The organism is Gilvimarinus polysaccharolyticus (assembly GCF_001187555.1).
GTDB lineage: Bacteria > Pseudomonadota > Gammaproteobacteria > Pseudomonadales > Cellvibrionaceae > Gilvimarinus > Gilvimarinus polysaccharolyticus.
In genome coordinates this window covers 636,874-661,514 of sequence record NZ_LFIJ01000001.1, presented here as the reverse complement: position 1 = coordinate 661,514, position 24,641 = coordinate 636,874, and the positions used below count along the sequence as shown (strand labels likewise).

Below are 24,641 nucleotides of genomic sequence, written 5' to 3'. Positions count from 1 at the left end.
TTTATCCTTTAAATCTGTCAGCGAAAGATCAATAGCGTATCTGCGACGCTAATAAGTGCCACGGCGACGAGCGCAAAAAGTACACAATAGCTTAATATGACATTGGTGTTTTTATACATTTCTTTACTGCCGGCGCTGGCCATTTTTACATCACTGCCATTTACAACGGTGTAGTATTGGAGCACGTTCTTACTGGCAACACGTTTATTCGCCAGTTCATATCATAACAGGAGGCGTTATGGCCAATCATACAATTCGTTGGGGCATTATCGGAGCCGGCATTATTGCTCATAAAATGGCCGAGGCTATCGCTTTAGAGCCCGACAACACACTTATCGCTATTGCATCTAAATCACCCGAGCGGGCGCAAACCTTTGCCAATCAACACCAAATCGACAGTGAAACCTACGCCCGATTAGTATCCCGGGATGATATTGATGTTGTTTACATTGCCACCACTCACAATTTTCACGCCGATAACGCTCTGCTGGCCCTAGCCCACGGCAAACATGTGGTGATTGAAAAACCCTTTACCGTAAACGCCCCTCAGGCACAGGTATTAATAGATTGCGCCCAGCGCCATGGGGTGTTTTTAATGGAGGCCATCTGGACACGTTTTTTGCCATCGATGGTTAAGCTGCGCGATACCATTAAAAGTGGCCGTATTGGCGCGGTTAAAATTGCCAATATCAATTTTGGCGGCATTGCCCCCGATCACTACCTGCCACGGTTAATCGACCCCGCGCTGGCCGGTGGCGTCACCCTAGATATGGGCATCTATCCGATTAGTATGTTGTGCTATTGGCTGGGAGAGTTACCCCGTATTACTCATAGCCATTGCCACTTTAGTAAGACTGGAGTCGATGAGATCGCATCGTATCAGTTGGTTTTTCCATCAGGCTGCATTGCAACCGTTAACACCAGCTTTAACTTACTGCTGGGGCAAGACGTGAGCTTATTTGGCAGCGCCGGGCGCATCGATTACCCCGACTTTCAGTCGGCCGATTCATTCACTTTGCGCGAACTAAATGGCCGCGAATGGGCTGAGGCCGAATCACTTAGCGCAACCAACGCCGACAACGGTTTTATCTTTCAGGTGCGTGAGGCCGCCCGCTGTATTCGTGCCGGTGAACTTGAAAGTCCGATCATCCCGCTTGCCGAAACACTCGGCATTATGCAGGTGCTGGACAAAATTCGAGAGCAACTACCACTTAAATACAGCTTTGAATAACCCCACCTGTCATCCACAGCACCACTGCCCATAGCGCAGTGGTGCCAGTTTTTGGTAAAATGCCGCCTTTTATATAATGAGCTGGCAATTTATGGAAACTTTAACCCTAAAACCTATCACCAGTGCTCGGGGCGAAGTGACTCTGCCCGGCTCAAAAAGCCTTTCTAACCGCATTTTGCTGTTGGCGGCATTGGCCAAAGGCAAAACCACCATCACCAACTTGCTCGACAGTGATGACGTGAGTTATATGCTTGGCGCGTTAACCGCTTTAGGCGTGAATTACCAGCTGAGCGATGACAAACAGACTTGTACTCTTGAAGGCTTAGGCGGCACGTTTGCAATCGATGCCGCCGCCACTTTGTACCTTGGCAATGCCGGCACAGCCGTACGCCCACTGACTGCCGCACTAGCGGTTAGCGCTGGCGAGTTCACCATTACTGGCGAGCCACGCATGTACGAGCGCCCCATTGGTGACTTGATTGATGCTTTGCGCCAGCTGGGTGCCGATATCCAGTACCAACAAGACGACGGTTTTCCGCCGCTACTGATTACCGGTAAAACCCTAGCCGGCGGTGAAGTCAGCATCAAAGGCAACATCTCAAGCCAATACCTGACCGCGCTGTTAATGGTGGCCCCGCTGCTGGGCGGAGACACAACCATTAAAGTCGAGGGGGAGCTAGTTTCTAAGCCTTACATCGATATTACCCTCGACACCATGGCCAAATTTGGCGTGAGCGTTGCCAACAACAACTATCAAAGCTTTAACGTTACCGGTAATCAGACTTATCAATCGCCGGGCGAGATTATGGTCGAAGGCGATGCTTCGTCGGCCTCGTACTTTTTAGCGGCAGCGGCCATTGGCGGCGGCCCAATAAAAGTACACGGTACCGGCAGCGCCAGCATTCAAGGCGACGCAAAATTTGCCGATGTATTAAAGCAAATGGGCGCCGAGGTCACCTATTCGGACATGTGGATTGAAGTAAAAGGCACTGGCAAGCTACAAGGCGTTGATGTGGATTTAAACCATATCCCCGACGCGGCAATGACCATTGCCACTGCCGCACTGTTTGCCGATGGACCAACCCGCATTCGCAATATTTATAACTGGCGTGTTAAAGAGACCGACCGCCTAGCGGCCATGGCCATCGAGCTACGCAAGTTGGGTGCGGTTGTCGACGAAGGCAAAGATTATATTTACATCGAGCCGCCCGAGCAGATGCAGGCTGCCGCCATTGACACTTACAACGACCACCGCATGGCTATGTGTTTTTCACTGGCAAGTTTTGGCGAGGCCGAGATTGTGATTAACGACCCTAAGTGCACCTCTAAGACCTTCCCCAGCTACTTTGATGAGTTTGCGCGGGTTACTCAGTAACTGCTTTTATTAGAGCCTAAAAAATAAACGACACAAAAAAAGCCGACGCTAACACGTCGGCTTTTTTTGTGTCAGCCGCAACGGGCGGCCACCTTAAACATTAAAATCTTGCGGTTAAACCTACCGAGTAAGAATCAGCATACTCACTGTTCATCAAATTAACAGAAAGGCTCACATTTGGTGTAAAAAAGCTCTGTGCACGCAATGAGTAAACATCGTCTTCGCCTACAGTACCACCTACGCTAACTGCACGGGTAAAGTAAAAATCCCCACCCACAGTCCAGCTGCTATCGCCATTATCCCAATCAGCATAACCAGCTTCTAGGTTGTAAGCGCGACCATTGGTCAACTCGCCGACGTATTTACTGTGCACATTCCAGCCATCTTCAAACAATGCAGAATCTTCTGAAAAACCGGTGGTTAACAACCAACCTTCCAAGGGTGCCACACCCAATTGAGCAGACCAGTGTGTATCTGAACCTGAGTGGCTTTGACCATTGGAATACTCAATTTTATGGTCGTGATAATTATATGTTGCCGATGCATAAATTATAGAATCAAGAACATAGCCCCGCGTGCTCAGGCTGTAGTTTTGCGACTGCAGATTTTTCGGCACAGTTGAACAACTGCTGGCCGCACACACGTTATAGGCAGTGAAGGAGTTATCTGCAAAGGTTCCACCCAAGGTAACCGAGCTTGCCCGCTCAAGAAAAGCAGCCTCTGCATACGCATGGTTCTTTAGTTGTACCGGTGAAAAATAATAGCTGCCATACACACTATAGCTATCATCATCATCAAAAACGCCGTCCGTGTAGTTATAACGACCACCTATTTCGGCTTGATAACTATAGGGGTCTGCCATCGCTGAAAAGCTAACAGCACTTAGTAATGCGCCATAAAAAATTCGTTTCATATAAACTCCTTGTAATAAATAAGCGCTCTCGATAGAGACTTTATCAACCTCTACTTTATTGTATTTGATATTCAACTACGCACCTCGGGCATGGGCAACCCGAAAAACAGCGCCAGTGTAACCACTTGGCGCTGTTTACTAAAGCATGAGTCTCAAAAAGCGTGATTAAAAGCGTGCTTTTAACGAAACCCCAAAGGACTCTTCGTAATCACCATCCTGATAGTCAGCAGATAAACTAAAAGATTCGGTAAAGAACTTCTCGGCTCGCACGCCGTAGCTATCGCCATCGGCGTACGTACCACCAATACTGAGCGAGGGCGTAAAGAAATAATCAGCGCCGACCTGCCAATCACGCTGGAGGTAGTCGTAACCATCCAAATAATAAGCACCCGTTAATTTAAGTGCTTGCTGCCCCATGGGTAAAACATACTTGGTTTCAATGCTCTGTTCGCTACCATTAAAGTCGTTTTGCTCTCCGATCTTTGCGGCAATTAACCATCCATCAATGGGCATCACACCAACAGTAGCTGCCCACGATGTACGACTACTATCCTCAGAGTGATACCATTCGCTTCCAGCGCCAGAATAATAACTATTTACCTCACGCTGACTTTGCTTAACCTGCCCCGCAAGATAAAAAATACTATTGGGGACGTAATACTCAAGCCCCACCCCCAAACCACTTTCAGACTCGTCACTCTTATTAGTTGTACAATCGTCCTCACTGGAACAATAGCTTTGATCGACCACGTCCGTATGGTGATCCATCAAGATATTAACACTGCTGGCTCGGGCTAAAAACGCAGCCTCAGCCAGTGGCCGACCAGCGCTAGATACTGGCGAAAAATAGTACTTCCCCGAAACGCTATAGGCATCACGATCCTGGCCAAAATAAGACGGTAATGTGTCTTCGCCACTGCGATAACTACCCTCGACTTCCCACTGGTACGGCTCCGCCAATGCATGCATGGAACCCAAAAAACCAACCGATGCAATCAACCCTAATTTAAAACGCATAAAAACTCCATTAACAATAACGACCCACTATTGGTACAGTTAATTGCTTACACGGCAGCCACGTTTTTTGGCCAGCCAAAAGCGCTCCGCGCTCAGACAAACGCGGACATTAACATAGTGACAATTAAAAAATGGAGGGGCTAAACAGATACGTCCTGTAGTAAAACCTCCCGACAAAACACACAACAGGTGCATGTTTTGTAAGCAGGTTTAGGACGTCGAGTAAAACGAAAAGTTTCACGAAGGTTTATATTTGTTAATTTTTTCCAGCCATAAGGCCCACCAAGAACTTATGTTCTTGGTAAGGTTACACCACGCTGACCTTGATATTTACCACCGCGATCGCGATAGCTAGTTTCGCACTCTTCGTCTGATTCAAAAAACAGCATTTGCGCCACACCTTCATTGGCGTAAATTTTGGCAGGCAATGGCGTGGTGTTAGAAAACTCCAGCGTCACATGTCCTTCCCACTCGGGCTCAAGCGGCGTTACGTTAACAATAATACCGCAGCGGGCGTAAGTAGATTTACCCAGACACACAGTTAGCACTGAACGCGGAATCTTAAAGTATTCGACCGTGCGGGCCAGTGCAAAAGAATTTGGCGGAATAATGCATACATCGCTTTTGATATCGACAAAGCTGTTTTCATCAAAGTTCTTGGGATCCACCACCGACGAATAGACATTGGTAAAAATCTTAAACTCATCAGCACAACGTACATCGTAACCGTAACTAGAGGTGCCATAAGACACAATGCGCTGTTGATCGGCACCGTAGCGCACCTGCTCTGGCTCAAACGGCTCGATCATACCTTGCTCGGCAGCCATACGGCGCATCCATTTATCGGATTTAATACTCATTGTGCTCCCCTTAGGTAACGGTAGATTCCGGCGCGCATGATAGCGTTTTTTTGCGGTTTTTGGGAGTGGCTAAACTCATAGCTGCGCAATCGACCGCGCACTAGCTACAACTCACGTAACCTGGCTTATAACATTCACCCTGCAAGCCCGCCCCGAGCGACACCCAAACCCCAACATTACTTTACCAACAACAAATTGACAACGTTGTCCAATCCCACCAAGCTAAAGCCAAATTAAAAGGAGATCTTATGAACACTCTGCACATCATTCGCCGACTACACGTTTTAAGCGTATTACTGTTTGCGTCACTCACCTTTAGTGGCACACAAGCAGTAGCCCAGCCAGACCAATTAATTATTCGAGTCGATGACATAGGCATGACTCACGCCACTAACCAAGGCTTACAAGACTTGGCCGCACTTAAGATTCCTTTTGCCGCATCAGTGATGTTTACCACCCCTTGGCATCAAGAGGCGGTAGAAATCCTGCGCGCTAATCCGCAGATCTCGGTAGGTGTGCACTTAACGCTTAACGCCGAATGGCGCCATTACCGCTGGGGGCCAATCGCCGGACGTAAAGAGGTGCCAAGCTTAATCAATGAAAATGGATACTTTTATCCATCCACTGACGAGTTTTTACAGCAAGATATCAACCTTGATGAAGTAAGGTTGGAGCTTGAGGCGCAAATCAAACGCGCACTGGCCACCGGTCTGCCGATTGAATATGTCGACTACCATATGCGTACCGCACTGGCGACTGACGCCATGATTGCCGTTGTCACAGATCTTGCCAAGCAGTACCAATTGCGTATGTCGATGCGCATGGGCGAGGCTTTTATCACTATGTTTGATGTGCCAATAGAAACCAAAAAATCTGTGTTCTTAGACCATATCGACAACCAACTGCAAGCCGATAAAGTAAACGTAGTGATCATTCACGCCGCCCGTAATCAACCAGAGATACAGGCACTGATTGACCTAAACAACCCGATAATGAACACCAGCGATATGCAGCCACTGGTAGCGTTGCACCGTTCAACTGAGCTGGAGATGCTGCTTGAGGCCGCCGCAAGTGGACGCTTCGATAACCTGCAACTTATTAATTACGCCGACACCCCCAACCCATTTGCTAAGCATTAGTCTTAGCGGCACAAAAAAAGCCGCTGTTACGGGCGGCTTTAATCCTTCAGACGCGCTATGGCAGAGCCTTAGCTCCGCCTCACCGGCTTAATCGTCAACACTGGTCAATATTGTTGTCGGCGCCGCCGCTTGGTTTTCACGCCACAAACACGCGGCCATTTTTAACGCAATGGTGCGATAGGTCTGCGCCACATCGCTGTCGGGGTCGGCCACCACCGATGGCCGGCCGCTATCGGCCTGTTCGCGTACCGCCATGGTCAAAGGCAGTTGCCCCAGCAGCTCGGTGTTGTAGTCTCGCGCAATACGTTCGCCACCACCGGCACCAAATATCGCCTCTTTATGGCCGCAATCGCTGCACACATGAGTCGCCATATTTTCGATAACACCCAACACCGGTACATGTACTTTGCGGAACATTTCAATGCCTTTGACCGCATCCAGCAGTGCGATATCTTGTGGCGTGGTGACAATAACCGAGCCGGTCACCGGTACGCTTTGCGACAGTGTTAAGGCAATGTCTCCGGTGCCTGGCGGCATATCAATAATTAAATAATCCAGCTCGTCCCAGCGAGTTTGGCTTAACAACTGTTTTAGCGCGCCGCTGACCATTGGCCCGCGCCACACCATCGGGGTTTGCTCGGTGACTAAGTACCCCATCGAGATGGTCTGCAAGCCGTGCGCCTCGATAGGCACCATTTGCTGGGCTTTGCCCTCGCCCACAATGTTTGGCCGACGCTGCCCCACACCCAGTATTTGTGGCTGACTAGGGCCATAAATGTCGGCATCCAACATCCCCACTCGGGCACCTTCAGCCGCCAGCGCCAAGGCTAAGTTAGCCGCCGTAGTGGATTTACCCACCCCGCCTTTACCCGAGGCAACTGCAATAATATTTTTAACCCCTGGCACCGCTTGGGCGCTGTTAGCAGCCGGATGTGCCACTACGCGCCAGCTTAAATCTAAATCCACCTCGTCTATACCGTCCAGCGCCATCAACGCCTGCTGTACTTGCCCCGCCAATCGTTCATCTTTGGCGGCGGGGTAGCCCAGCTCTAGACTCACCTGTACCTTGCTACCGGCAACGGTTAACGCCTTAATTGCACCTAAACTCTCGAGGCTGGCACCATTATAAGGGTCGGCAATAGCGCCGAGTACATGTGCAATTTCGGTCTGATCTGTCATGACGTTGGTAACCTCTGGCAAGCGCTCTAATAAGTAACTAACCCCTATTGGTGGGGGCGCGCCTGCAAAATCCAAGCGCTGGGGATCTGAAACAGCGTTAAAGCCCTGAAACGCTGCACAAAAAAGGCATGAAAATGGTATAGTGCCGCTCCATTTTTGTCTCGGCCGCCGCGCTATGATCAACCGTTATCGAGCAAACGGCAGAGCCGACTTCAGCCACTAACAAGAGTAAACATCGACGCTATGAGCACACGCCGCAAAATTATGGTTACCAGCGCGCTGCCCTACGCCAATGGCGAGCTGCATCTGGGCCACATTATGGAACAGATTCAAACCGACATTTGGGTTAGGTTTCAAAACCTACGCGGTCACGAGTGCCATTACTTTTGCGCCGATGACGCTCACGGCACCGCCATTACCCTTAAGGCTGAAGAGCAAGGCATTAGCCCCGAAGAGCACATTAAAAAAATGCACGCGGCCCACCTCGAGGTGTCGCAGGGCTTTTTGGTGCAGCACGACAACTACTACACCACCCACTCGAGCGAAAACCGCGAGCTGGCCGAGCAGATCTACACCAAGCTTGAGGCCAATGGCCATATTGCCCAGCGCTCGATTGTCCAGGCGTTTGACCCAGAAAAACAACTGTTTTTGGCCGATCGCTACATCAAGGGCACCTGCCCCAAGTGTAAAACCGACGACCAGTACGGCGATAACTGTGAAGCCTGTGGTGCCACTTACTCCCCGATGGATTTAATCAATCCGGTCTCGGTTCTTACCGGCGCTACCCCCGTACCCAAAGAATCCGAGCACTTTTTCTTTAAGCTCCCTGAGTTTAGCGATTTTTTAAAAGGCTGGACCCGCGCCGGACACCTGCAAGATGAGGTCGCCAACAAAGTCGCCGAGTGGCTCGACACCGACTTACAAGAGTGGGATATCTCCCGCGATGCGCCCTACTTTGGATTTGAAATTCCCGGCCACCCGAACAAATACTTTTATGTTTGGCTCGACGCACCCATCGGGTATATCGCCAGCTTAAAGAACTTTGCCGAGCGCAACGGGCTCGACTGGCAGGAATACTGGAGCCCCGACTCTACCGCCGAGGTGCATCACTTTATCGGTAAAGATATTATCAACTTTCACGCCCTGTTTTGGCCCGCCATGCTGCACTCGGCCGGCATGCGCACACCCACCAAAGTTAACGTGCATGGCTTTGTTACGGTCAATGGCAAGAAGATGTCCAAGTCCCGCGGCACGTTTATCAATGGCCAAACCTACTTAAAGTACCTAGACCCCGAGTACTTACGCTACTACTTTGCCGCCAAGCTCACCGCCAACGTCGACGATTTAGACTTAAACCTCGACGACTTTGTGCAGCGCGTTAACTCCGACCTAGTCGGTAAAGTGGTGAACATCGCCAGCCGCACAGCTAAATTTGTCAGCAAAGCCGGTGGCGAGCTTGCCCCAACACCGGTTGACCCCGAGCTGTGGCAGCGCTTTGTAGTCGCCAGCGAGAGTATTGCTCAGCTTTACGAGGCACGCAGTTTCTCTAAAGCCATGCGCGAAATTATGGCACTGGCCGATGCCGCCAATGAATACATCGCAGCCGCCGCACCTTGGGCGTTAGCCAAAGAAGCGGGCCGCGAGCAAGAGGTGCTGGAGGTTTGTAGCTTAGGCATCAACATGTTCCGCGCGCTGATGATTTACCTTAAGCCAGTATTGCCCGAACTTGCCAAGCGCGCCGAAGCCTTTTTAGGCGAAACCCTCGATTGGAACAGCGCCCCCAACTATCGCAGTGGTGCCATTAACACCTTTAAGCCATTGTTGCAGCGTATCGATAAGGACCAAGTTGACGCCATGATTGAAGCGAGTAAAGAAGAAGCCGCCCAGCCCGCCGCCACCGGCCCGTTAGCCGATGAGCCGATCGCGGCAGAAATTGAGTTTAACGATTTTGCCAAAGTGGATATGCGCGTGGCGCGTATTGTTAAAGCACAACACGTAGAAGGCGCCGACAAGTTGCTCCAGCTAACTCTGGACTTGGGCGGCGAGACGCGCAATGTGTTCTCCGGCATTAAAGCCGCTTACCAGCCCGAAGACCTAGAAGGCCGCCTGACGGTAATGGTCGCCAACCTCAAGCCACGCAAAATGAAATTTGGCATGTCAGAAGGGATGGTGCTGGCCGCCGGCCCCGGTGGCAGCGATATTTATTTGCTAGAGCCAGACAGTGGCTCAGAGCCCGGCCAACGGGTCATGTAACGACAGTTCAGCGGGGAATAACACGGCGAATGGGTCGTTAAGCCTGCGTACTGTCGTTTATAAGCATATACCCAATCAGCCTAATTAAGAGTGGGTTTTATATTGAACCGCAAGGGCCGCATCACTGATAATGCGCCTTTAGTGCCGGTAGCCACCGGCCTGCGGACGACTTGAGGTGAACAGTGTGACCGAACTTGCGGTTATCTTGCTCAGCGCAATCCTAGTGAACAACTTTGTGTTGGTTCAGTTTCTAGGGTTGTGTCCGTTTATGGGTGTTTCTAACAAGTTAGAAACTGCCATTGGTATGGCCAGTGCCACCACGTTTGTACTTACCCTAGCCTCTATTTGCAGTTATTTAGTCGCCACTTGGGTGCTGCAACCGCTCGGCCTTGAGTACATGCGCACCATCAGCTTTATTTTGGTGATTGCCGTGGTAGTGCAGCTAGCCAAGATGTTTATCGAAAAAACCAGCCCGCTGTTGTATCGCGTCTTGGGTGTATTTTTACCGCTTATCACCACCAACTGCGCGGTATTGGGAGTGGCGTTACAAAACACCCAAAAGGCCCACAACTTTATGCAATCGACCCTGTTTGGGTTTGGTGCTGCGCTGGGCTTTTCATTGGTACTCATACTGTTTTCTGCTATGCGCGAGCGCCTCGCGGTCGCCGATGTGCCCACACCGTTTAAAGGTGCTGCAATCGGGATGATCACTGCAGGCTTAATGTCGCTCGCCTTTATGGGGTTCGGCGGTTTGGTTTAAGCGCCGCCGCGCCGCATTTGATTTAACAGCACCCAATATGAACGCACCCTATGTTTAAAAGCACTCTATGTTAGAACGTACTCTATGCTAGAAACCATCGCACAACATCCCATCGCCTCGGCGTTGATTGCCCTGATCGGTTTGGCGCTCGTATTTGGCGCCCTGCTGGGCTACGCCGCCGTTCGGTTTAAAGTCGAAGGCGACCCGCTGGTTGAACAAATTGACACCTTATTACCTCAAACCCAGTGCGGCCAATGTGGCTACCCCGGCTGCAAACCTTACGCCCAAGCCATTGCCAACGGCGATGCCATTAACAAGTGCCCACCCGGTGGCCAAACTACCATTAATGAGTTGGCCGCGCTATTGGATGTAGAGGCTCCAACGCTAGATGAAGAACACGGTGAAGAATCCGACATACCCACCGTGGCATTTATTCGCGAAGACGAATGCATCGGCTGCACCAAATGTATTCAGGCCTGCCCAATGGACGCCATTTTAGGCGCCGCCAAACAAATGCACACGGTTATCGCCGATGAATGTACCGGCTGCGACCTGTGCGTAGAGCCGTGCCCGGTAGACTGTATCGACATGATCCCGGTGGCATCGGGAATTCGCCAATGGAGCTGGGAGCTACCAGCGGCAAGCCATAAACAGGTCGCCAATTTAATCGCAACCGACAGCGGTCGCGGTCATACACAACGCAACACAAGTGACGCTTCCTAATGACGCAGTTGATTAAAGTTTGGGATATTTCCGGTGGTATACACCCGCCCGAAAACAAAGCTCAGTCGCTGCTAGAGCCGTTAGCAACACTGGCCATACCACCGCAATTGGTGTTGCCACTCAACCAGCACATTGGTGCCCCCGCTAAAGTGCTGGTAGAGGTTGGTCAACAGGTTCTGGGCGGACAACTACTGGCCGAGGCCGATGGCGTTTTTAGTGCCCATGTACACGCCCCCACCTCGGGTACTGTCACAGCCATTACCGATCATGTAGTACCGCACCCCTCGGGTATGACTGACACCTGTATTATTTTAGACACCGACGGTGAAGACCGCTGGCTGGCACTTGATGAAGCGCCCAACTATCAAGATATTGATAAGACCGCGCTGCTTGAACGTGTGCGTGCTGCCGGTATTACAGGTCTTGGCGGCGCGGGGTTTCCTACCGCCGTAAAATTAAATCCGCGCGCCAATCAAACCATTGATACGCTGATTATTAACGGCACCGAGTGTGAACCCTATATCACCGCCGACGATATACTGATGCAAAACCGCGCTCAAGAGGTCATTGCGGGCACACAAATTTTAAGCACGCTGCTGGGCAATCCCAGCCGAGTCGTTATTGGTATCGAAGACAACAAACCTGCAGCCATTGCCACTATGCGCGATGCGGCTGCCGGCACAACGATAGAAGTGGTGAGCTTTCCCACCAAGTACCCATCAGGTGGTGAGAAACAGCTCATTCAAATTTTAACCGGCCAAGAAGTACCTGCAGGCCAGATCCCCGCAAGCATTGGGATTGTCTGCCAAAATGTCGGCACCACCGCCGCCGTGTATCGCGCGGTGCGGTTTGGCGAGCCATTGGTTAAGCGCATTACCACGGTAGTCGGTGAAGCACTCGAGCGCCAACGCAATATCGAAGTGCTACTGGGCACCCCAATTGAATTTATTTTAGAACAACATGGCTATAGCGAGAAAAAAGCCTCGCGCCTAGTGATGGGGGGGCCGATGATGGGCTTCTCATTGCCCGACACCTCGGTGCCATTAATTAAAACCACCAACTGCATCTTGGCGCCATCGCGCAAAGAGTTACCGCCACCCGAGCCGGCCCAAGCGTGTATTCGTTGCGGTATGTGCGCCGAGGCGTGTCCGGCCGATTTACTGCCGCAACAACTGTTTTGGTACGCTCAAAGTGAAGACCTGGAAAAGCTCGAAGCGCATAACTTATTTGACTGCATCGAATGCGGTGCCTGTTCGTTTGTTTGCCCCAGTCATATTCCATTGGTGCAATACTACCGCGCGGCCAAAGGTGAGATTCGCCAACATCGCAGCGACAAAGAAAAATCCGATCGCTCGCGCCGCCGCTTTGAGTTTCGCCAAGAGCGAATCGACAAAGAAGAAGCCGAGAAAGAAGCCAAGCGTTTAGCCCGTAAAAAAGCCGCTGAGCTGGCCAAAAAGAAACTCGCCGAACAAAAAGCGGCAGCGCCTGCCACCGAGCAAAACGCCCCAGCGGCACAACCGGCTACCACGGCTGCAGATGACGACAAGCAGCGCGCCAAGCTTGAACGACTGTTGGCCGCCGCTCAAGACAGCTTAAAGCAAGCACAAAAACCGCAAGACGATGCCACTGAAGAGCAGTTAGAAAAACAGCAAGCCCGTATTAAACAGGCCGAGCTAAAACTTGCCGCTGCGCGCGACAAGCTAGCCGCTTTAGCGCCTGCGAGCACAGTGCCGCCCGCTGCCAGCAAACCCGTTGCCGACGATCCAGTAAGCGCCGCGATTGAGCGCGCCAAAGCTAAAATGGCGATGGCACCCGAGGAAAAACTGCGCACAACACTAGAGTCGTTGTATAAACGCTTAACCAAGGCCGAACAAAAAGCCCGCGAGGCACGCGAACAAGCCTCGGATAACGCCGAGGCCTTAGAGCAAGGCGTTGCCAAACTGAAAGAGAAGATCGCCAGCAACCAAAAAGAGCTGAGCGAATTAGCGCCCACAAGTGTAGCCGAGCCAACACCGCGAAACTCGGCCACCCCCGAGGCCGAAGTAAACGTTGCCAACGATGCTGCGAGCCAAGCTATTGAAAAGGCCAAAGCCCGCGCCGCCGCAATGGGCACCATGAGCGTTGCCGATAAGCTGCGCAACCAAGTGGAGTCGCTGGAGGCACGATTAGAAAAATCGCAGGCGCGCTTGCTCAAAGCCCAAGCCGACAACGATGCTAACCTAGATGCGTTTAAAACCGGCGTAGAAAAACTAGAAGTTAAATTGGCCGCGACTCGCGAGCAACTGGCCGAACACAACGAGTAAGTCTGATTTTTAACTAACGGAATACAGCATGGCACTGACACGCATCACATCACCGCATACACACCGTGCTCTTGGCACCAGTCAGGTTATGCGTATCGTGGTTATGGCAACACTGCCGGGGCTTGCGGTACTGACGTATTTTTTTGGTATTGGCTCGCTGCATAATGTGCTGCTAGCCAGCGCTGCATGCATGGGTTTTGAAGCGGCCATTATGGCGCTGCGCGGCCGGCCAGTACTATTTTATTTACGCGATTGCAGCGCACTGGTCACCGGTGTGCTACTGGGCTTGGCGCTACCGCCCTATTGCCCCTGGTGGCTGGTTATCCTCGGTAGCTTTTGCGCTATTGTGTTGGCCAAACAACTCTACGGCGGCATGGGGTTTAACCCCTTCAACCCCGCTATGGTGGCCTATGTCATTTTGTTGATTTCATTCCCGCTGCAGATGAGCCAATGGGCGGCACCCATGGATGTAGGTGGTCACACGCCAACATTGATTGAAGCACTCAAGCAAATTTGGACTGGCACCAGCATTGATGGCTACACCGCCGCGACACCGCTGGATACTGTAAAACAAAACAGCTCGCTGATGCTCGACAGCGTTTACCTGCAAGATCCGGTACTGGCGGCCGGTAGTTTTGCCGGTGCAGGCTGGGAGTGGGTCAATCTCGCGTTTTTAGCCGGCGGTGCCTATTTGTTATACCGCCGTATTTTTACCTGGCACGCACCGGTTAGTATGCTCGCAGCGCTGGCGTTAATGGCTGTTATCTTTTACGACAGCGGCAGCTCAAGCAGTGGCGGCTCGGTGTTGTTTCATTGGTTTTCGGGCGCCACTATGCTCGGTGCATTTTTTATTGTTACCGATCCAGTAAGCTCAGCCGTAAGCAATCGCGGCCGAATGATTTACGGCGCTGCCATCGGCGTACTGATATACGTTATTCGCATCTGGGGCAATTACCCAGACGCTATCGCTTTTGCCGTACTGCTAATGAACTTTGCCGCTCCGTTTATCGACTACTACACGGTGCCGCGCACTTACGGCCATAAAAAAAGTCAACGCGCAACGAAAAAGGGCGACCTCTAATGTTGGGTGCATCAATCAGTAAAAACAGTCTGTTACTCGGATTATTCGCCTTGGTGACCGCCGGCATATTGGCCGTCACTAATGTCGGGACTCGCGACCGTATTGCCGAGGCCGAACGCCAAGCCGCCGAGCGCGCCCTGTTTGAGTTAGTCGCGGCCGATCGTGTCGATAACGACCTATTAAACGACACCCTTGCAACCCCAGCGGAGATGATGGCCGAGTTAGGCTTCAGCCAATCGGAGCCCATTTACCGCGCACGTAAAAATGGTAAAGTCATTGCCGTGATCGTGCCCGCTATCGCCCCCGACGGGTACAGTGGCGCCATTCGTTTGTTGGTCGGGGTCAATCGCGATGGCAGTGTCGCCGGTGCGCGGGCACTAACCCACAAAGAGACACCGGGACTCGGCGATAAAGTCGACACCAACAAAAGCGATTGGATATTAGGTTTTAATGGAAAATCGTTAACCGACCCTACCCCCGAGCGTTGGGCCGTAAAAAAGGACGGCGGCGCTTTTGATCAATTTACCGGAGCAACCATTACTCCGCGTGCCGTCACAAGGCAAATCAAACGAGTTTTGCAACAGGTGCAAATCAATCACAACCTATTATTTGAAATCTCTGAACAAGCCGACATAAATACACCGCGCAATGTGGGTGACAGCAATGAGTAATACCGCCGAATGGCAAGAAATCAGTAAAAAGGGACTTTGGAGTAACAACCCGGCCCTAGTGCAGCTACTAGGCTTGTGCCCGTTGCTGGCCGTATCCGGCTCGGTGGTAAACGCGCTGGGCTTGGGGTTGGCCACGATGATGGTATTAACCAGCTCTAACATAGCAGTATCACTGATTCGTAAAACAGTGAGCGACGCAGTACGCCTGCCAGCATTTGTAATGATTATCGCCTCACTTACCACCTGTATTGAGCTATTAATGCAGGCTTACACCTACGAGCTGTATACAATTTTAGGGATTTTTATTCCTCTGATTGTCACCAACTGCGCTATTTTAGGCCGGGCTGATGCCTTTGCCAGTAAGAACCCAGTACTGCCCTCGGCCATCGATGGCCTGATGATGGGCCTCGGCTTCACTCTAGTGCTAGTTACCGTGGGGGCAATTCGTGAAATATTAGGCAGCGGCACTCTATTTGCCAATATGCACCTGCTGTTTGGCGAGCTGGCACAAGACTGGACCATAACGTTGTTTGCCAACTATCCAGGCTTTTTAGTGGCAATTTTGCCACCCGGCGCGTTTATTGTGACGGGGTTTTTGATCGCCCTGAAAAACATCATTGATGCAAAACAAGCGCAGCGTCTTGCCGCGATGAAAGAAAAGCCCGTAAAAGGCAACAAACGTGTTCGTACCACCGGCACAATCGCCTAACCCTAGACGATTATTTCTATCTTTATACGCCACTAATTCATTTGCGGGTTGCACCCACATTAATTAGTGGCAATAATCTCCTATCAGCGGCAAAAACCACAACTTGCCGTGATTGAACACATTTTCATAATAAAGCTTGTCAGCACATACTTGTGCGAAGCGAGCTACTTAATACTAAAGGATGCTTTATGTTTGACTTTAATCAAGACGATGCCATGACTTTGGTCCACACCCATGTAATTCCATGGGGAATCAATATCATCACCGCACTATTGATCTTTATCATTGGTAAAATCGTCGTCAAAATTTTAGTGGGGCTACTGGGTAAAGTATTGGGCCGCACCAAATTGGATAATATTCTAATCGATTTTGTAAAAGCCATTGCCAATGCGCTGCTGCTATTGATTGTTATTATCGCCGCGCTTGATCAATTAGGCGTCGACACCACCTCCATGATTGCCCTTATCGGTGCTGCAGGCTTAGCCATTGGCTTAGCACTACAGGGCTCACTGCAAAACTTTGCCTCGGGCTTTTTATTGTTGGTGTTTCGTCCGTTTACCACAGGCGACTACGTCGAAGCTGGCGGCACCTCCGGTGTGGTAAAAACCATCAGCATTTTCACCACTACCTTAACCAGCCCGGACAACAAAGAAATTATTGTACCTAATGGCCAGATCTATAACGGCAACATCACCAACTACTCTAAGCTGCCTACCCGCCGCGTAGATATGGTATTTGGCATCAGCTACGATGACGACATCAAGAAAGCCAAAGAGATCATGGAGCGTGTAGTTAAAGCGGATCCACGAGTATTGGCTGAGCCTGCACCGACTATCGCAGTTTCTGAGTTAGCCGATAGCAGTGTTAACTTTGTCGTACGCCCTTGGGTTAACACCGGCGATTTCTGGCCTGTTAAGTTCGATCTAATCGAAAACATTAAACTCGCCTTTGATGAAAACGGTATTACCATCCCTTTCCCACAAATGGATTTACATACCAACGCGCCTGTTACCCAAGAGTCCAACGCGGCTTAAGTTAACATTAGCGAATTTAAAAAACGGGGCTTAGGCCCCGTTTTTTTATGAGGTAAACTAACGTAAATTGCTGCGACCTTAAACTCGCTGGAGCTACAATAGAGCTATGACTACTGTACATATCATCGATGACGACGAAGCCCTGTGTGAGCTATTAGGCGATTACTTACGAGATAACGGTTTTACTGTTATCACCAGTCACGACGGCACCAGCGGACTCGCAACCACTCTACGTGAGCAGCCTGATCTTGTGCTGCTCGATGTCATGTTGCCCGGCCAAAGTGGCTTTGATGTGCTGCGCGGGCTGCGCCAAACAAGCCATGTGCCAGTATTAATGCTAACCGCCCGAGGCGATGAAATAGACCGAGTCCTAGGTCTAGAGCTAGGGGCCGATGATTATGTTGGCAAACCTTTCTCGCACCGTGAGCTGGTGGCGCGCATCCAAGCCATTTTGCGCCGCCTACAACCACAAACTAAAACCAATGTGGGAGCGCTGAGCATGAAGTCCGAGTCTTTTGAAGCGCGCTATTATGATCAACCTTTGGACCTTACCGCCGCTGAGTTTCGAGTATTAAACATTTTGTTTGAACGCGCCGGAGAACTGGTGGATAAAGACCTAATCTCACGTGAGGCATTTGGCCGTAGACTGCAACAGTTTGATCGCCATATCGATATTCATATCTCACATATCCGCAAAAAAATGGCCGTTATTAACCCCACCAACTGCATTAAAACGGTGCGTGGCTCGGGCTATCAGTTACTGACCCAAAGCTCATGAAACCAACTATTTTTAACGGCTTTACTGGGCGATTATTTTTATGGTTTTGGTTGTCACTAACACTGTTATTAGTCGCCAACTTTTTTCTTGGCCGATATTTAGATCAGTCCGACGAGCTACACCCACCTAACGCAGAGCAAATCAACGCCTTAAAAAAGTACCAGCACTTATTACAGCGTTACACTAGTCGGCCGTCCGAGCGGCTACTGCAAGGCCGCAATCGTCATGGCTTAACCTTTTACGATCCAGTCACTCGCGAACCACTCATGAAAGATCGTCAGCACTGGCGATTGGCCGAGCTTGCAGGTCAAGACACCTTGCAAACCCTAGCGCTCGATAGAGGCTTGGTTGCTATAGGGCCGTTTCCGATCACCACCTCAGATCGCCCGCTACTGGCCGTCTGGCTCATGCCGCCGCAGCCTACACCTATCTGGCGGCAAGCTCTACGAGACTCCCCACACTGGCGCTTAATGGCGTCTATGACCTTAGTATTATTGTTATCGGCTATTTTAGCGCGCTGGTTAAGCCGCCCAATTCGGCAGTTATCGCACGCCACTAAACAACTGGGCGACGGCCAGCTTGCAACCCGCGTTAAACCGGGTAAAGGTGAGCTGGGCCAACTCGGGCACGACTTCAACCTAATGGCCGAAAAACTGCAAACTGCCACCGCCACACAGCAGCGCTTGCTCGCCGATGTCTCTCACGAGTTACGCTCTCCGTTAACACGGCTTAAATTGGCCGCCGATCTATTAGCCGACCAAGGCAGCAACTCTTATATCCAACGAATTGAAAAAGAGTGTGACACGCTGGAACATTTGGTTGATCAAGTATTAACCTTATCGCGCTTAGAAGGCTCTATTTATCAAGAGCAAGATGAAAGCACCGATATCGCTCAACAAGTACAGCAGGCGATCGAGGACTGGCGTTTTCAAACCGAAGGCAAACAGTTCACCTACGATGGCCCAACGCAATTGATTGTTGATACCAAACCACAATTACTGCAACGAGTGTTAGATAACTTGTTGTCTAACGCCTGCCGTTACGCTCAAACTATTAATGTCACACTCGACAGCCCACAAGCCGGCAGTTGGCAGCTAACCATTACCGATAATGGCCCAGGAGTAAGCGATGAGCGTTTGGAGCATTTGTTTAAACCTTTCTATCGTGGTGATCCGGCGCGCGGCCATCAGGGCAACATTGGTTTAGGTCTTGCAATTGCCCAGGCGGCGGCGCAAACACAAGGGGCTAACTTAACAGTAGCCCATGCCGCGACCGGCGGACTGTGTTTTACGCTTAGTTACAACGGTTAAGGTTGCCCCAGGCCAAAACCTGTGAGCCTTGAGGTAGCCGTTAGTTTCACAGGCTCTTGCCGACATTAGTGCATCCCTGCACGTCATCGGCTCCGCCCTCCTTGGCTCTTGCCGACATTAGTGCATCCCTGCACGTCATCGGCTCCGCCCTCCTTGGCTCTTGCCGACATTAGTGCATCCCTGCACGTCACCCAATACTTCGGACGTCACTTTAATACGGTAGTGTCTGGCAAATCAAAACTGCTAAAGTGATAACAAAAAAATTGCTCCAACAATACAATCCACGCAAAAAAAAGCGGCGCCCTAAGGCGCCGCTTGTTGGATATTACAAATCATCAGCTAGTGTTATTCGTCGTTACTATTGCGACGCTCATCGCGACGATCACCGTCTTGACGACGTTTACCTTTGTGACGTTTACGCATTTTTTCAAGTTGCTCACGTTGCTCTGAGGTTAGCACCTGGGCAAGCTCATGCTGCAGTTTAATACCTTCTAAACGGCGCTCGGTACCGGCGCTTAACAATGCCCGAGCAGCAGCCTCGTCAAATTCGGGCTCGGCCATGAGCGCATCCATAGCTTCACGCTCTTGCTTAGCAACTGTTTTACGCTCGCCTTGCTGGTGCTGACTGCGATGTACCGCGATCAGCTCACCAATACGATCCTGCTGATCATCCGTCAACGCTAAACGTTCAATAACACGCTCGTTAAGCAACATGCTTGGGCCGTTCATATCACCGCGCGGACCGTTACCAGCAAATGCTGCGGTAGTTAGCACCAGTGCCGAGGCTAAAGCCAAAGTAGTCAATGTCTTTTTCATTGGGTATCTCCAAGAGTTAAACAGTAATGAACTAATTACTACCCTTACAGAGTACCCCCTGCTATGAAAAACCTTGTTGCGTTTATGTAAACTACTGAAAAGCATAGGTGTTACTACTGGGTTAACGCCCCTAAGTAAGCCGCGACATAGGGGGCCAGGTCAATCGGGGTGTCAGCCAACCATAATTTACCATCACTGATTCGAGCATTAACGATATACTCATCACCCTGTTGCACAATGTAAGTATCCATATAAGGGGATAACAGCATCAACAGCGGCGTGCCGGTCATAATCTCTTTAGAGATAATAATTTGGCCACTGCCTTTAACCAAACTTAAATACTCATCTGCGGTATTCAAGCCTGCCAAGGTCTGCCCTGCAACAGGAGGCACATAATTCAAGTCAAACTTAACGCTGGCGTAACCACCCATTGTTTCAACGCCACTTGCCATCAGCAACGCCAAATCTTTATGTAGCAGTAAGCTCAAAGCATCGCGCAGCTCTTGCTCGTGCGCACTAAAGTCTTCACTGACTTGCAGCTTAGGTGACAACTCGGTCCACGCAACGATAGCCGCCTGGGTGACTTGATTAAGCTCCACCTCATAGTACAAGTTGCTCATAGCCAGCGAGCCTTCAACATCTTGAACACTGATACGTACTTTAGAATCTACGTTGGCGTGCTCTAAACGTTGGCGCTGCTCAAAATTAATATTGTTAATGACACTCTTCTGGCCGTTGGCCGAGGTAATGGTAAATGTGTCGGTCTTAAAACTGCCCGAGCTAAGAGGCACTTTTGGCGCAATAAAGGTCACATCAAGCTCGCCGTGTAGCGGCGTTATCTGCAACTGAGTGCCATCGCTAGTGCGCGCGGTAATCTCGCCAGTCGTGATCGTACTGTTGGAATCTAAAGTATCAAAAGCACCTTTACTGTGAACATCTAAACCTGCAACGTTAAACTGACCGTCAGTATCTTGATAGGTAATAACCTCGGTGCGCCAATTGGCATCATAACCACCGCCGTATTCACCTAACATACTTAAGCGGCCAAGCCCTTCAGGTAGAAACTTTGCTGTTAGGACATTTATTTCAGCATCGCTGGTGCTTAACGAGTTCTCTGTGCGAGCGTAAAACCAACCAAACTTCAAACCGCCGGCAAAAATAATCGGGCCATGAAAAACTTGTGCTTTTGAGTTAACCGTGACTGACTCTATATCAAACTGCTGGGCATTTGTTTGCGCACTAAAATCAAAGGTGCTTTGAAATACGCCGCGCTCATAATGAGACACATCCAATATTAAATTAGCATTACTTGCTTGTACACGATTAAGCTCGACCTGCTGTTTGATGTATTGTTCACCCACCACCCCCGAGTAATAACTTAAGCCAACATAAGCCACAACCAATAGCAGTAACCCTAAAATCTTTTTCATCGTGCGTCCCTATTTGTTAATTTTTAGATATGTTCATTTATATAAAAACAGAATAATCGCCAATCACATTAATCATTGGTTTTATGTCACCGACTAAAATTGTCTTTTGGCTTCAATAATAAGCTGGTACTTATCAATGCCGTCTTTGGCAACTAAAGGAGTCGAAATATCGACGTGCACAACACTTCCGACACGGGCTTTACTGGAGCTAAACCGTAAACCAAACCCCACATCAGCAAGCACTTTATTGTTATCTTGGATCGGGCCATCCCATGCCTTACCCGCCTCGACAAAGCCAACCGCGCCAACTCTCACAAGGTTAAATAAATGCCAGTCAGAATAATAACGACGCTCAACTGTCGCGATCATGCGCTTTTTACCACGTTGAAAATCTGCTGGGTAACCACGCATACCTGCGCTGCCGCCCACGGTTAGCTCTTCATATTGTTCTAAATCTTGGCCCGCATCATAACCGATACTGGCATACCAACGATTATTCACATCTTGCATGATGTTGTAGGCGGCTTTAGTGCGCCAAATAGCACTATCATGGCCATCGGAATCTAAATGATCGCGGCCGTCCACACTCACATTAAGAATTAATAAATGGTCATCTCCAACGCCGATTATTTGTTGATAGTTACCAATGTAACGTATCAAATCGCCGTGTTCTGCTGGTGAAGCTTTGCCATAACCCAATCTAAAATCAAAGGTGATACCCATTGCCACATCTTCGGTCCGCTGAATCTGATTCAGGTTGCGGTACACCGCGTAGTGATCTTCGAGGTAACGGTATTCTACCCATGGATATTGCGCGCCACGGGCATCGGGTATTCCCAAAAATGTTCCGTCATTTTCGTAAAAAGTATCGTCTTCACTGGCTAAACCTAGCAAAATACGCTGAGTTGAATTTTTATTTGTGTGTAGTAAACGGCCAACATAGGCTTCTTGATAAACCTTTTCATGTCTAAATCGGCTTATTTCTTCGCCTTTTGCACGAATAATTTCATTCTCACCCGTATCGCGATAAGCCGCACCACCGGCCCATACCGTAGAGCGGGAATAAAAAGGTAGCTTAGCCTCGACCACCGTGTCTTCGCCGTCTGATTTATCGGCGTAGGAAATTCGCGTTGCAACACGAGAGTTTAGAAAGTGGTCACTGCGAAAGGTGTAATTCATACCTTTGCTTTCATTCTCTTGCTCGTAACCAATAGAAAAGCTATTGCCCGAACCAAATATATTGCCATCGCTAAAGCCAAAGCCCGATGATGAATCACCACCACTGTGACTAAATGAGGCTTCAACTTCCAAGGACCAGCTGTCGCGAGTAACGACGACCAAATCTACTTGCCCATTACAAATCACATGGGGCACAATAAACGCGGTATAAAAATACCCCCGAGTACGCAGTAAACGTTCGGTTTCTAAAATGATATTAGCGTTGAGACTATCGCCTTCCTCAAACAGCAACTGAGGGGCAACCACATATTCTTTTGTGTTGATATGAATTTTATTTAAAAATCGGTACAAGCTATTGTTTTCGTCTGGATTTTCTTCATCAAAAACCCCGACCTGCAAAAATCCAATCGCTCGAATTGTCATCCCCTCTAGCTCTTCAATGTCGGCCGAGCTTAAACGGTTGCCGGTAAAGCGGCTGCGTATCGTCTGACGAATATCCAGCTGCTGGCAACCTTCGGGTAAGGACTCTTCAATATGGCGAAGCTGTTGCTCTAACTCAGACTCACTAGCCTGCGCCAGTACCGGTAAAATACAAGAAAATAATAGACACGCCATAAGTGAGCGTCGGCTTAGGCTGTGCCTGCGCGCTTGTTTAGAGCCTTGCAGGCATATCTGAAACAAACTCAAGCCATTGAAAGCTTTAGGTTTTAGCATATAGAAATTACATCAACACCGGTACAAACAGCTTTCAGATCCCAAGTTTTGGCTTAACCTCAGGCACTTTTGTTAATCATTCTTTAATCGCAGATGAAGATTACCACGATAGTGATTTCGCGCCATATAAAAGTGTAACAACGATCACAAAACAACTGAGCCGTTGTGACCTCGATCACTTCTTGTCATTTTAGTGGTGATGATGTGAATGGTCCACAGCCTCACTCGCCGGAGCTGCAGGGGCGTGATTGTGATGAGCGTGACCTGGAGCGAGTGCGCCATAAAGGGTCCAAGCCGCAAAAACCACCAACAATAGCGCGCCGGCTAAACGCAAACTGCGCCGCTGAGCCCAACTACGCACCCGCGCAGTGGCAAAAGCGGCCAATAAAATAGCGGGTAATGTACCCACGCCAAAGGCCAACATAAACAAAGCCCCAGCCGAGGCCGCCGGCTGTGTCATGGCATAACCAAGCGCACTGTAAACCAACCCGCAAGGCAGCCATCCCCAAATAAAACCAAGCCCTAATGCAGGCAATGGGCCACGCACTGGCATTAAAGCGCGACCAAAGGGCTGGATATAACGCCACAAATACTGACCGAGAGCCTCTAGTTTTAATAAACCACGCCACCAGCCGGCCAAATACAATGCCATCGCAAACAACAGCAACGCCGCAACTACTCGCAGCACGGTAGCCGCGCCTAAAGCGTAGATTGTTTCACCAAAAGCGCCAAACACTGCCCCTAAAAGCGCATAACTGGATAAACGACCTAGGTTATAACACACCACAATCGCCCCCGAGCGCAGCTTGGATGGGCTTTCGACCGCCATCGTCAGCGCCCCCATAATACCGCCACACATTCCCAAGCAGTGAGTACTACTAAAAAAACCCAGTAATAAACCGGTGGTTAGCGCAGAAAGGTCAATCATTGTCAGACTCACTAGGGTTGTTGTTAGGCCCACTCACCACTGCTGGCTTGGCGCCCGCGCTTGGGGAATGCTTAAGCGTGTCAGCCGAGTCAGCTGGCTCGTCACTATCAAATAAAATACGGTGCGCTTCGGTATCTAGGTTGTCGTACTGCCCAGAGTTGATTGCCCAAAACAATACCCGCACGGCAATTGCCACAAAAACCAAAGCAATAGGTATCAGTAAATACAAAATGTTCAC

At 50.0% G+C, this 24,641-nt stretch carries 22 protein-coding genes; 13 read left to right on the top strand and 9 right to left on the bottom strand.

Annotation, left to right across the window (positions count from 1 at the left end; all coding sequences use genetic code 11):
- The first annotated feature begins 238 nt into the window (after positions 1-238).
- On the top strand, positions 239-1,231 hold the full coding sequence (locus tag GILYN3_RS02670) for a Gfo/Idh/MocA family protein (RefSeq protein WP_049721419.1): 993 nt from the start codon (positions 239-241) through the stop codon (positions 1,229-1,231).
- Positions 1,232-1,322: 91 nt separating this feature from the next.
- A complete protein-coding gene (gene aroA, locus GILYN3_RS02665; protein ID WP_049722530.1) occupies positions 1,323-2,606 on the top strand; it encodes a 3-phosphoshikimate 1-carboxyvinyltransferase in 1,284 nt (427 codons plus the stop codon).
- A 100-nt stretch (positions 2,607-2,706) separates the two neighbouring features.
- Here aroA and GILYN3_RS02660 read toward each other — a convergent pair whose 3' ends face one another.
- From GILYN3_RS02660 to dcd, 3 genes are all read right to left on the bottom strand, one after another.
- On the bottom strand, positions 2,707-3,519 hold the full coding sequence (locus GILYN3_RS02660) for a putative porin (RefSeq protein ID WP_157484841.1): 813 nt from the start codon (positions 3,517-3,519) through the stop codon (positions 2,707-2,709).
- A 165-nt stretch (positions 3,520-3,684) separates the two neighbouring features.
- Entirely contained in the window at positions 3,685-4,536 is an 852-nt protein-coding gene (locus tag GILYN3_RS02655) for a putative porin (protein ID WP_049721417.1), read from the bottom strand.
- Positions 4,537-4,826: 290 nt separating this feature from the next.
- Positions 4,827-5,396, bottom strand: coding sequence for a dCTP deaminase (gene dcd, locus GILYN3_RS02650; protein WP_049721416.1), 570 nt, complete (start codon positions 5,394-5,396; stop codon positions 4,827-4,829).
- A gap of 248 nt (positions 5,397-5,644) precedes the next feature.
- Between dcd and GILYN3_RS02645 the strand changes: the two genes are divergently transcribed.
- Positions 5,645-6,535, top strand: a complete 891-nt coding sequence (locus tag GILYN3_RS02645) for a ChbG/HpnK family deacetylase (protein WP_084005058.1) — start codon at positions 5,645-5,647, stop codon at positions 6,533-6,535.
- 87 nt (positions 6,536-6,622) lie between these two features.
- Here GILYN3_RS02645 and apbC read toward each other — a convergent pair whose 3' ends face one another.
- Positions 6,623-7,714, bottom strand: a complete 1,092-nt coding sequence (gene apbC, locus GILYN3_RS02640; RefSeq protein ID WP_049722528.1) for an iron-sulfur cluster carrier protein ApbC — start codon at positions 7,712-7,714, stop codon at positions 6,623-6,625.
- 243 nt (positions 7,715-7,957) lie between these two features.
- On the opposite strand from apbC, the gene metG reads away from it, so the two are divergent.
- The 10 genes from metG (at position 7,958) to GILYN3_RS02590 (ending at position 19,336) form a co-directional block, all read left to right on the top strand.
- Positions 7,958-9,967, top strand: coding sequence for a methionine--tRNA ligase (metG, locus tag GILYN3_RS02635; protein WP_049721415.1), 2,010 nt, complete (start codon positions 7,958-7,960; stop codon positions 9,965-9,967).
- 184 nt (positions 9,968-10,151) lie between these two features.
- A complete protein-coding gene (rsxA, locus tag GILYN3_RS02630; RefSeq protein WP_049721414.1) occupies positions 10,152-10,727 on the top strand; it encodes an electron transport complex subunit RsxA in 576 nt (191 codons plus the stop codon).
- Positions 10,728-10,811: 84 nt separating this feature from the next.
- Positions 10,812-11,450, top strand: coding sequence for an electron transport complex subunit RsxB (rsxB, locus tag GILYN3_RS02625; protein WP_049721413.1), 639 nt, complete (start codon positions 10,812-10,814; stop codon positions 11,448-11,450).
- Positions 11,450-13,753, top strand: coding sequence for an electron transport complex subunit RsxC (rsxC, locus tag GILYN3_RS02620; protein WP_049721412.1), 2,304 nt, complete (start codon positions 11,450-11,452; stop codon positions 13,751-13,753). The genes rsxB and rsxC overlap by 1 nt, the downstream gene beginning before the upstream one ends.
- 28 nt (positions 13,754-13,781) lie before the next feature.
- The gene (rsxD, locus tag GILYN3_RS02615) at positions 13,782-14,834 is read left to right on the top strand and encodes an electron transport complex subunit RsxD (RefSeq protein ID WP_049721411.1); all 1,053 of its coding nucleotides are present in this window, start codon (positions 13,782-13,784) and stop codon (positions 14,832-14,834) included.
- Complete coding sequence (rsxG, locus tag GILYN3_RS02610) at positions 14,834-15,505, top strand: electron transport complex subunit RsxG (RefSeq protein WP_049721410.1); 672 nt, start codon at positions 14,834-14,836, stop codon at positions 15,503-15,505. Before rsxD ends, rsxG begins: the two co-directional genes overlap by 1 nt.
- Positions 15,498-16,214 carry an electron transport complex subunit E gene (locus GILYN3_RS02605; protein WP_049721409.1) on the top strand — a complete coding sequence of 239 codons (717 nt, stop codon included), beginning with the start codon at positions 15,498-15,500 and terminating at the stop codon, positions 16,212-16,214. Before rsxG ends, GILYN3_RS02605 begins: the two co-directional genes overlap by 8 nt.
- A gap of 188 nt (positions 16,215-16,402) precedes the next feature.
- Positions 16,403-17,248 carry a mechanosensitive ion channel family protein gene (locus GILYN3_RS02600; protein ID WP_049721408.1) on the top strand — a complete coding sequence of 282 codons (846 nt, stop codon included), beginning with the start codon at positions 16,403-16,405 and terminating at the stop codon, positions 17,246-17,248.
- Positions 17,249-17,354: 106 nt separating this feature from the next.
- Positions 17,355-18,026 (top strand): response regulator transcription factor, encoded by a 672-nt coding sequence (locus tag GILYN3_RS02595; protein WP_049721407.1) that lies wholly within the window; start codon positions 17,355-17,357, stop codon positions 18,024-18,026.
- Entirely contained in the window at positions 18,023-19,336 is a 1,314-nt protein-coding gene (locus tag GILYN3_RS02590) for an ATP-binding protein (RefSeq protein ID WP_049721406.1), read from the top strand. The genes GILYN3_RS02595 and GILYN3_RS02590 overlap by 4 nt, the downstream gene beginning before the upstream one ends.
- A gap of 345 nt (positions 19,337-19,681) precedes the next feature.
- Here the strand turns inward: GILYN3_RS02590 and GILYN3_RS02585 are convergent, their stop codons facing one another.
- From GILYN3_RS02585 to ccoS, 5 genes are all read right to left on the bottom strand, one after another.
- Positions 19,682-20,152: a Spy/CpxP family protein refolding chaperone gene (locus tag GILYN3_RS02585; RefSeq protein WP_049721405.1), complete on the bottom strand. Its 471-nt coding sequence runs from the start codon at positions 20,150-20,152 to the stop codon at positions 19,682-19,684.
- A 113-nt stretch (positions 20,153-20,265) separates the two neighbouring features.
- Positions 20,266-21,582, bottom strand: coding sequence for a DUF945 family protein (locus tag GILYN3_RS02580; protein ID WP_049721404.1), 1,317 nt, complete (start codon positions 21,580-21,582; stop codon positions 20,266-20,268).
- Positions 21,583-21,675: 93 nt separating this feature from the next.
- Positions 21,676-23,376 carry a BamA/TamA family outer membrane protein gene (locus tag GILYN3_RS02575; protein WP_157484840.1) on the bottom strand — a complete coding sequence of 567 codons (1,701 nt, stop codon included), beginning with the start codon at positions 23,374-23,376 and terminating at the stop codon, positions 21,676-21,678.
- Between the two features lie 289 nt (positions 23,377-23,665).
- Positions 23,666-24,403: a sulfite exporter TauE/SafE family protein gene (locus tag GILYN3_RS02570; protein ID WP_049721402.1), complete on the bottom strand. Its 738-nt coding sequence runs from the start codon at positions 24,401-24,403 to the stop codon at positions 23,666-23,668.
- On the bottom strand, positions 24,396-24,641 hold the full coding sequence (gene ccoS, locus GILYN3_RS02565) for a cbb3-type cytochrome oxidase assembly protein CcoS (RefSeq protein WP_049721401.1): 246 nt from the start codon (positions 24,639-24,641) through the stop codon (positions 24,396-24,398). Before ccoS ends, GILYN3_RS02570 begins: the two co-directional genes overlap by 8 nt.

Excerpts from the sequence above, each read along its gene's own strand:
- rsxD (WP_049721411.1), top strand. The coding sequence starts at position 13,782 with ATGGCACTGACACGCATCACATCACCGCATACACACCGTGCTCTTGGC.
- GILYN3_RS02645 (WP_084005058.1), top strand. The coding sequence starts at position 5,645 with ATGAACACTCTGCACATCATTCGCCGACTACACGTTTTAAGCGTATTA.
- GILYN3_RS02655 (WP_049721417.1), bottom strand. The coding sequence starts at position 4,536 with ATGCGTTTTAAATTAGGGTTGATTGCATCGGTTGGTTTTTTGGGTTCC.
- rsxC (WP_049721412.1), top strand. The coding sequence starts at position 11,450 with ATGACGCAGTTGATTAAAGTTTGGGATATTTCCGGTGGTATACACCCG.
- GILYN3_RS02575 (WP_157484840.1), bottom strand. The coding sequence starts at position 23,376 with ATGGCGTGTCTATTATTTTCTTGTATTTTACCGGTACTGGCGCAGGCT.
- GILYN3_RS02660 (WP_157484841.1), bottom strand. The coding sequence starts at position 3,519 with ATGAAACGAATTTTTTATGGCGCATTACTAAGTGCTGTTAGCTTTTCA.
- GILYN3_RS02600 (WP_049721408.1), top strand. The coding sequence starts at position 16,403 with ATGTTTGACTTTAATCAAGACGATGCCATGACTTTGGTCCACACCCAT.
- GILYN3_RS02595 (WP_049721407.1), top strand. The coding sequence starts at position 17,355 with ATGACTACTGTACATATCATCGATGACGACGAAGCCCTGTGTGAGCTA.
- rsxG (WP_049721410.1), top strand. The coding sequence starts at position 14,834 with ATGTTGGGTGCATCAATCAGTAAAAACAGTCTGTTACTCGGATTATTC.
- aroA (WP_049722530.1), top strand. The coding sequence starts at position 1,323 with ATGGAAACTTTAACCCTAAAACCTATCACCAGTGCTCGGGGCGAAGTG.
- apbC (WP_049722528.1), bottom strand. The coding sequence starts at position 7,714 with ATGACAGATCAGACCGAAATTGCACATGTACTCGGCGCTATTGCCGAC.
- GILYN3_RS02670 (WP_049721419.1), top strand. The coding sequence starts at position 239 with ATGGCCAATCATACAATTCGTTGGGGCATTATCGGAGCCGGCATTATT.
- GILYN3_RS02590 (WP_049721406.1), top strand. The coding sequence starts at position 18,023 with ATGAAACCAACTATTTTTAACGGCTTTACTGGGCGATTATTTTTATGG.
- metG (WP_049721415.1), top strand. The coding sequence starts at position 7,958 with ATGAGCACACGCCGCAAAATTATGGTTACCAGCGCGCTGCCCTACGCC.
- GILYN3_RS02570 (WP_049721402.1), bottom strand. The coding sequence starts at position 24,403 with ATGATTGACCTTTCTGCGCTAACCACCGGTTTATTACTGGGTTTTTTT.
- GILYN3_RS02605 (WP_049721409.1), top strand. The coding sequence starts at position 15,498 with ATGAGTAATACCGCCGAATGGCAAGAAATCAGTAAAAAGGGACTTTGG.
- dcd (WP_049721416.1), bottom strand. The coding sequence starts at position 5,396 with ATGAGTATTAAATCCGATAAATGGATGCGCCGTATGGCTGCCGAGCAA.
- rsxB (WP_049721413.1), top strand. The coding sequence starts at position 10,812 with ATGCTAGAAACCATCGCACAACATCCCATCGCCTCGGCGTTGATTGCC.
- GILYN3_RS02585 (WP_049721405.1), bottom strand. The coding sequence starts at position 20,152 with ATGAAAAAGACATTGACTACTTTGGCTTTAGCCTCGGCACTGGTGCTA.
- GILYN3_RS02580 (WP_049721404.1), bottom strand. The coding sequence starts at position 21,582 with ATGAAAAAGATTTTAGGGTTACTGCTATTGGTTGTGGCTTATGTTGGC.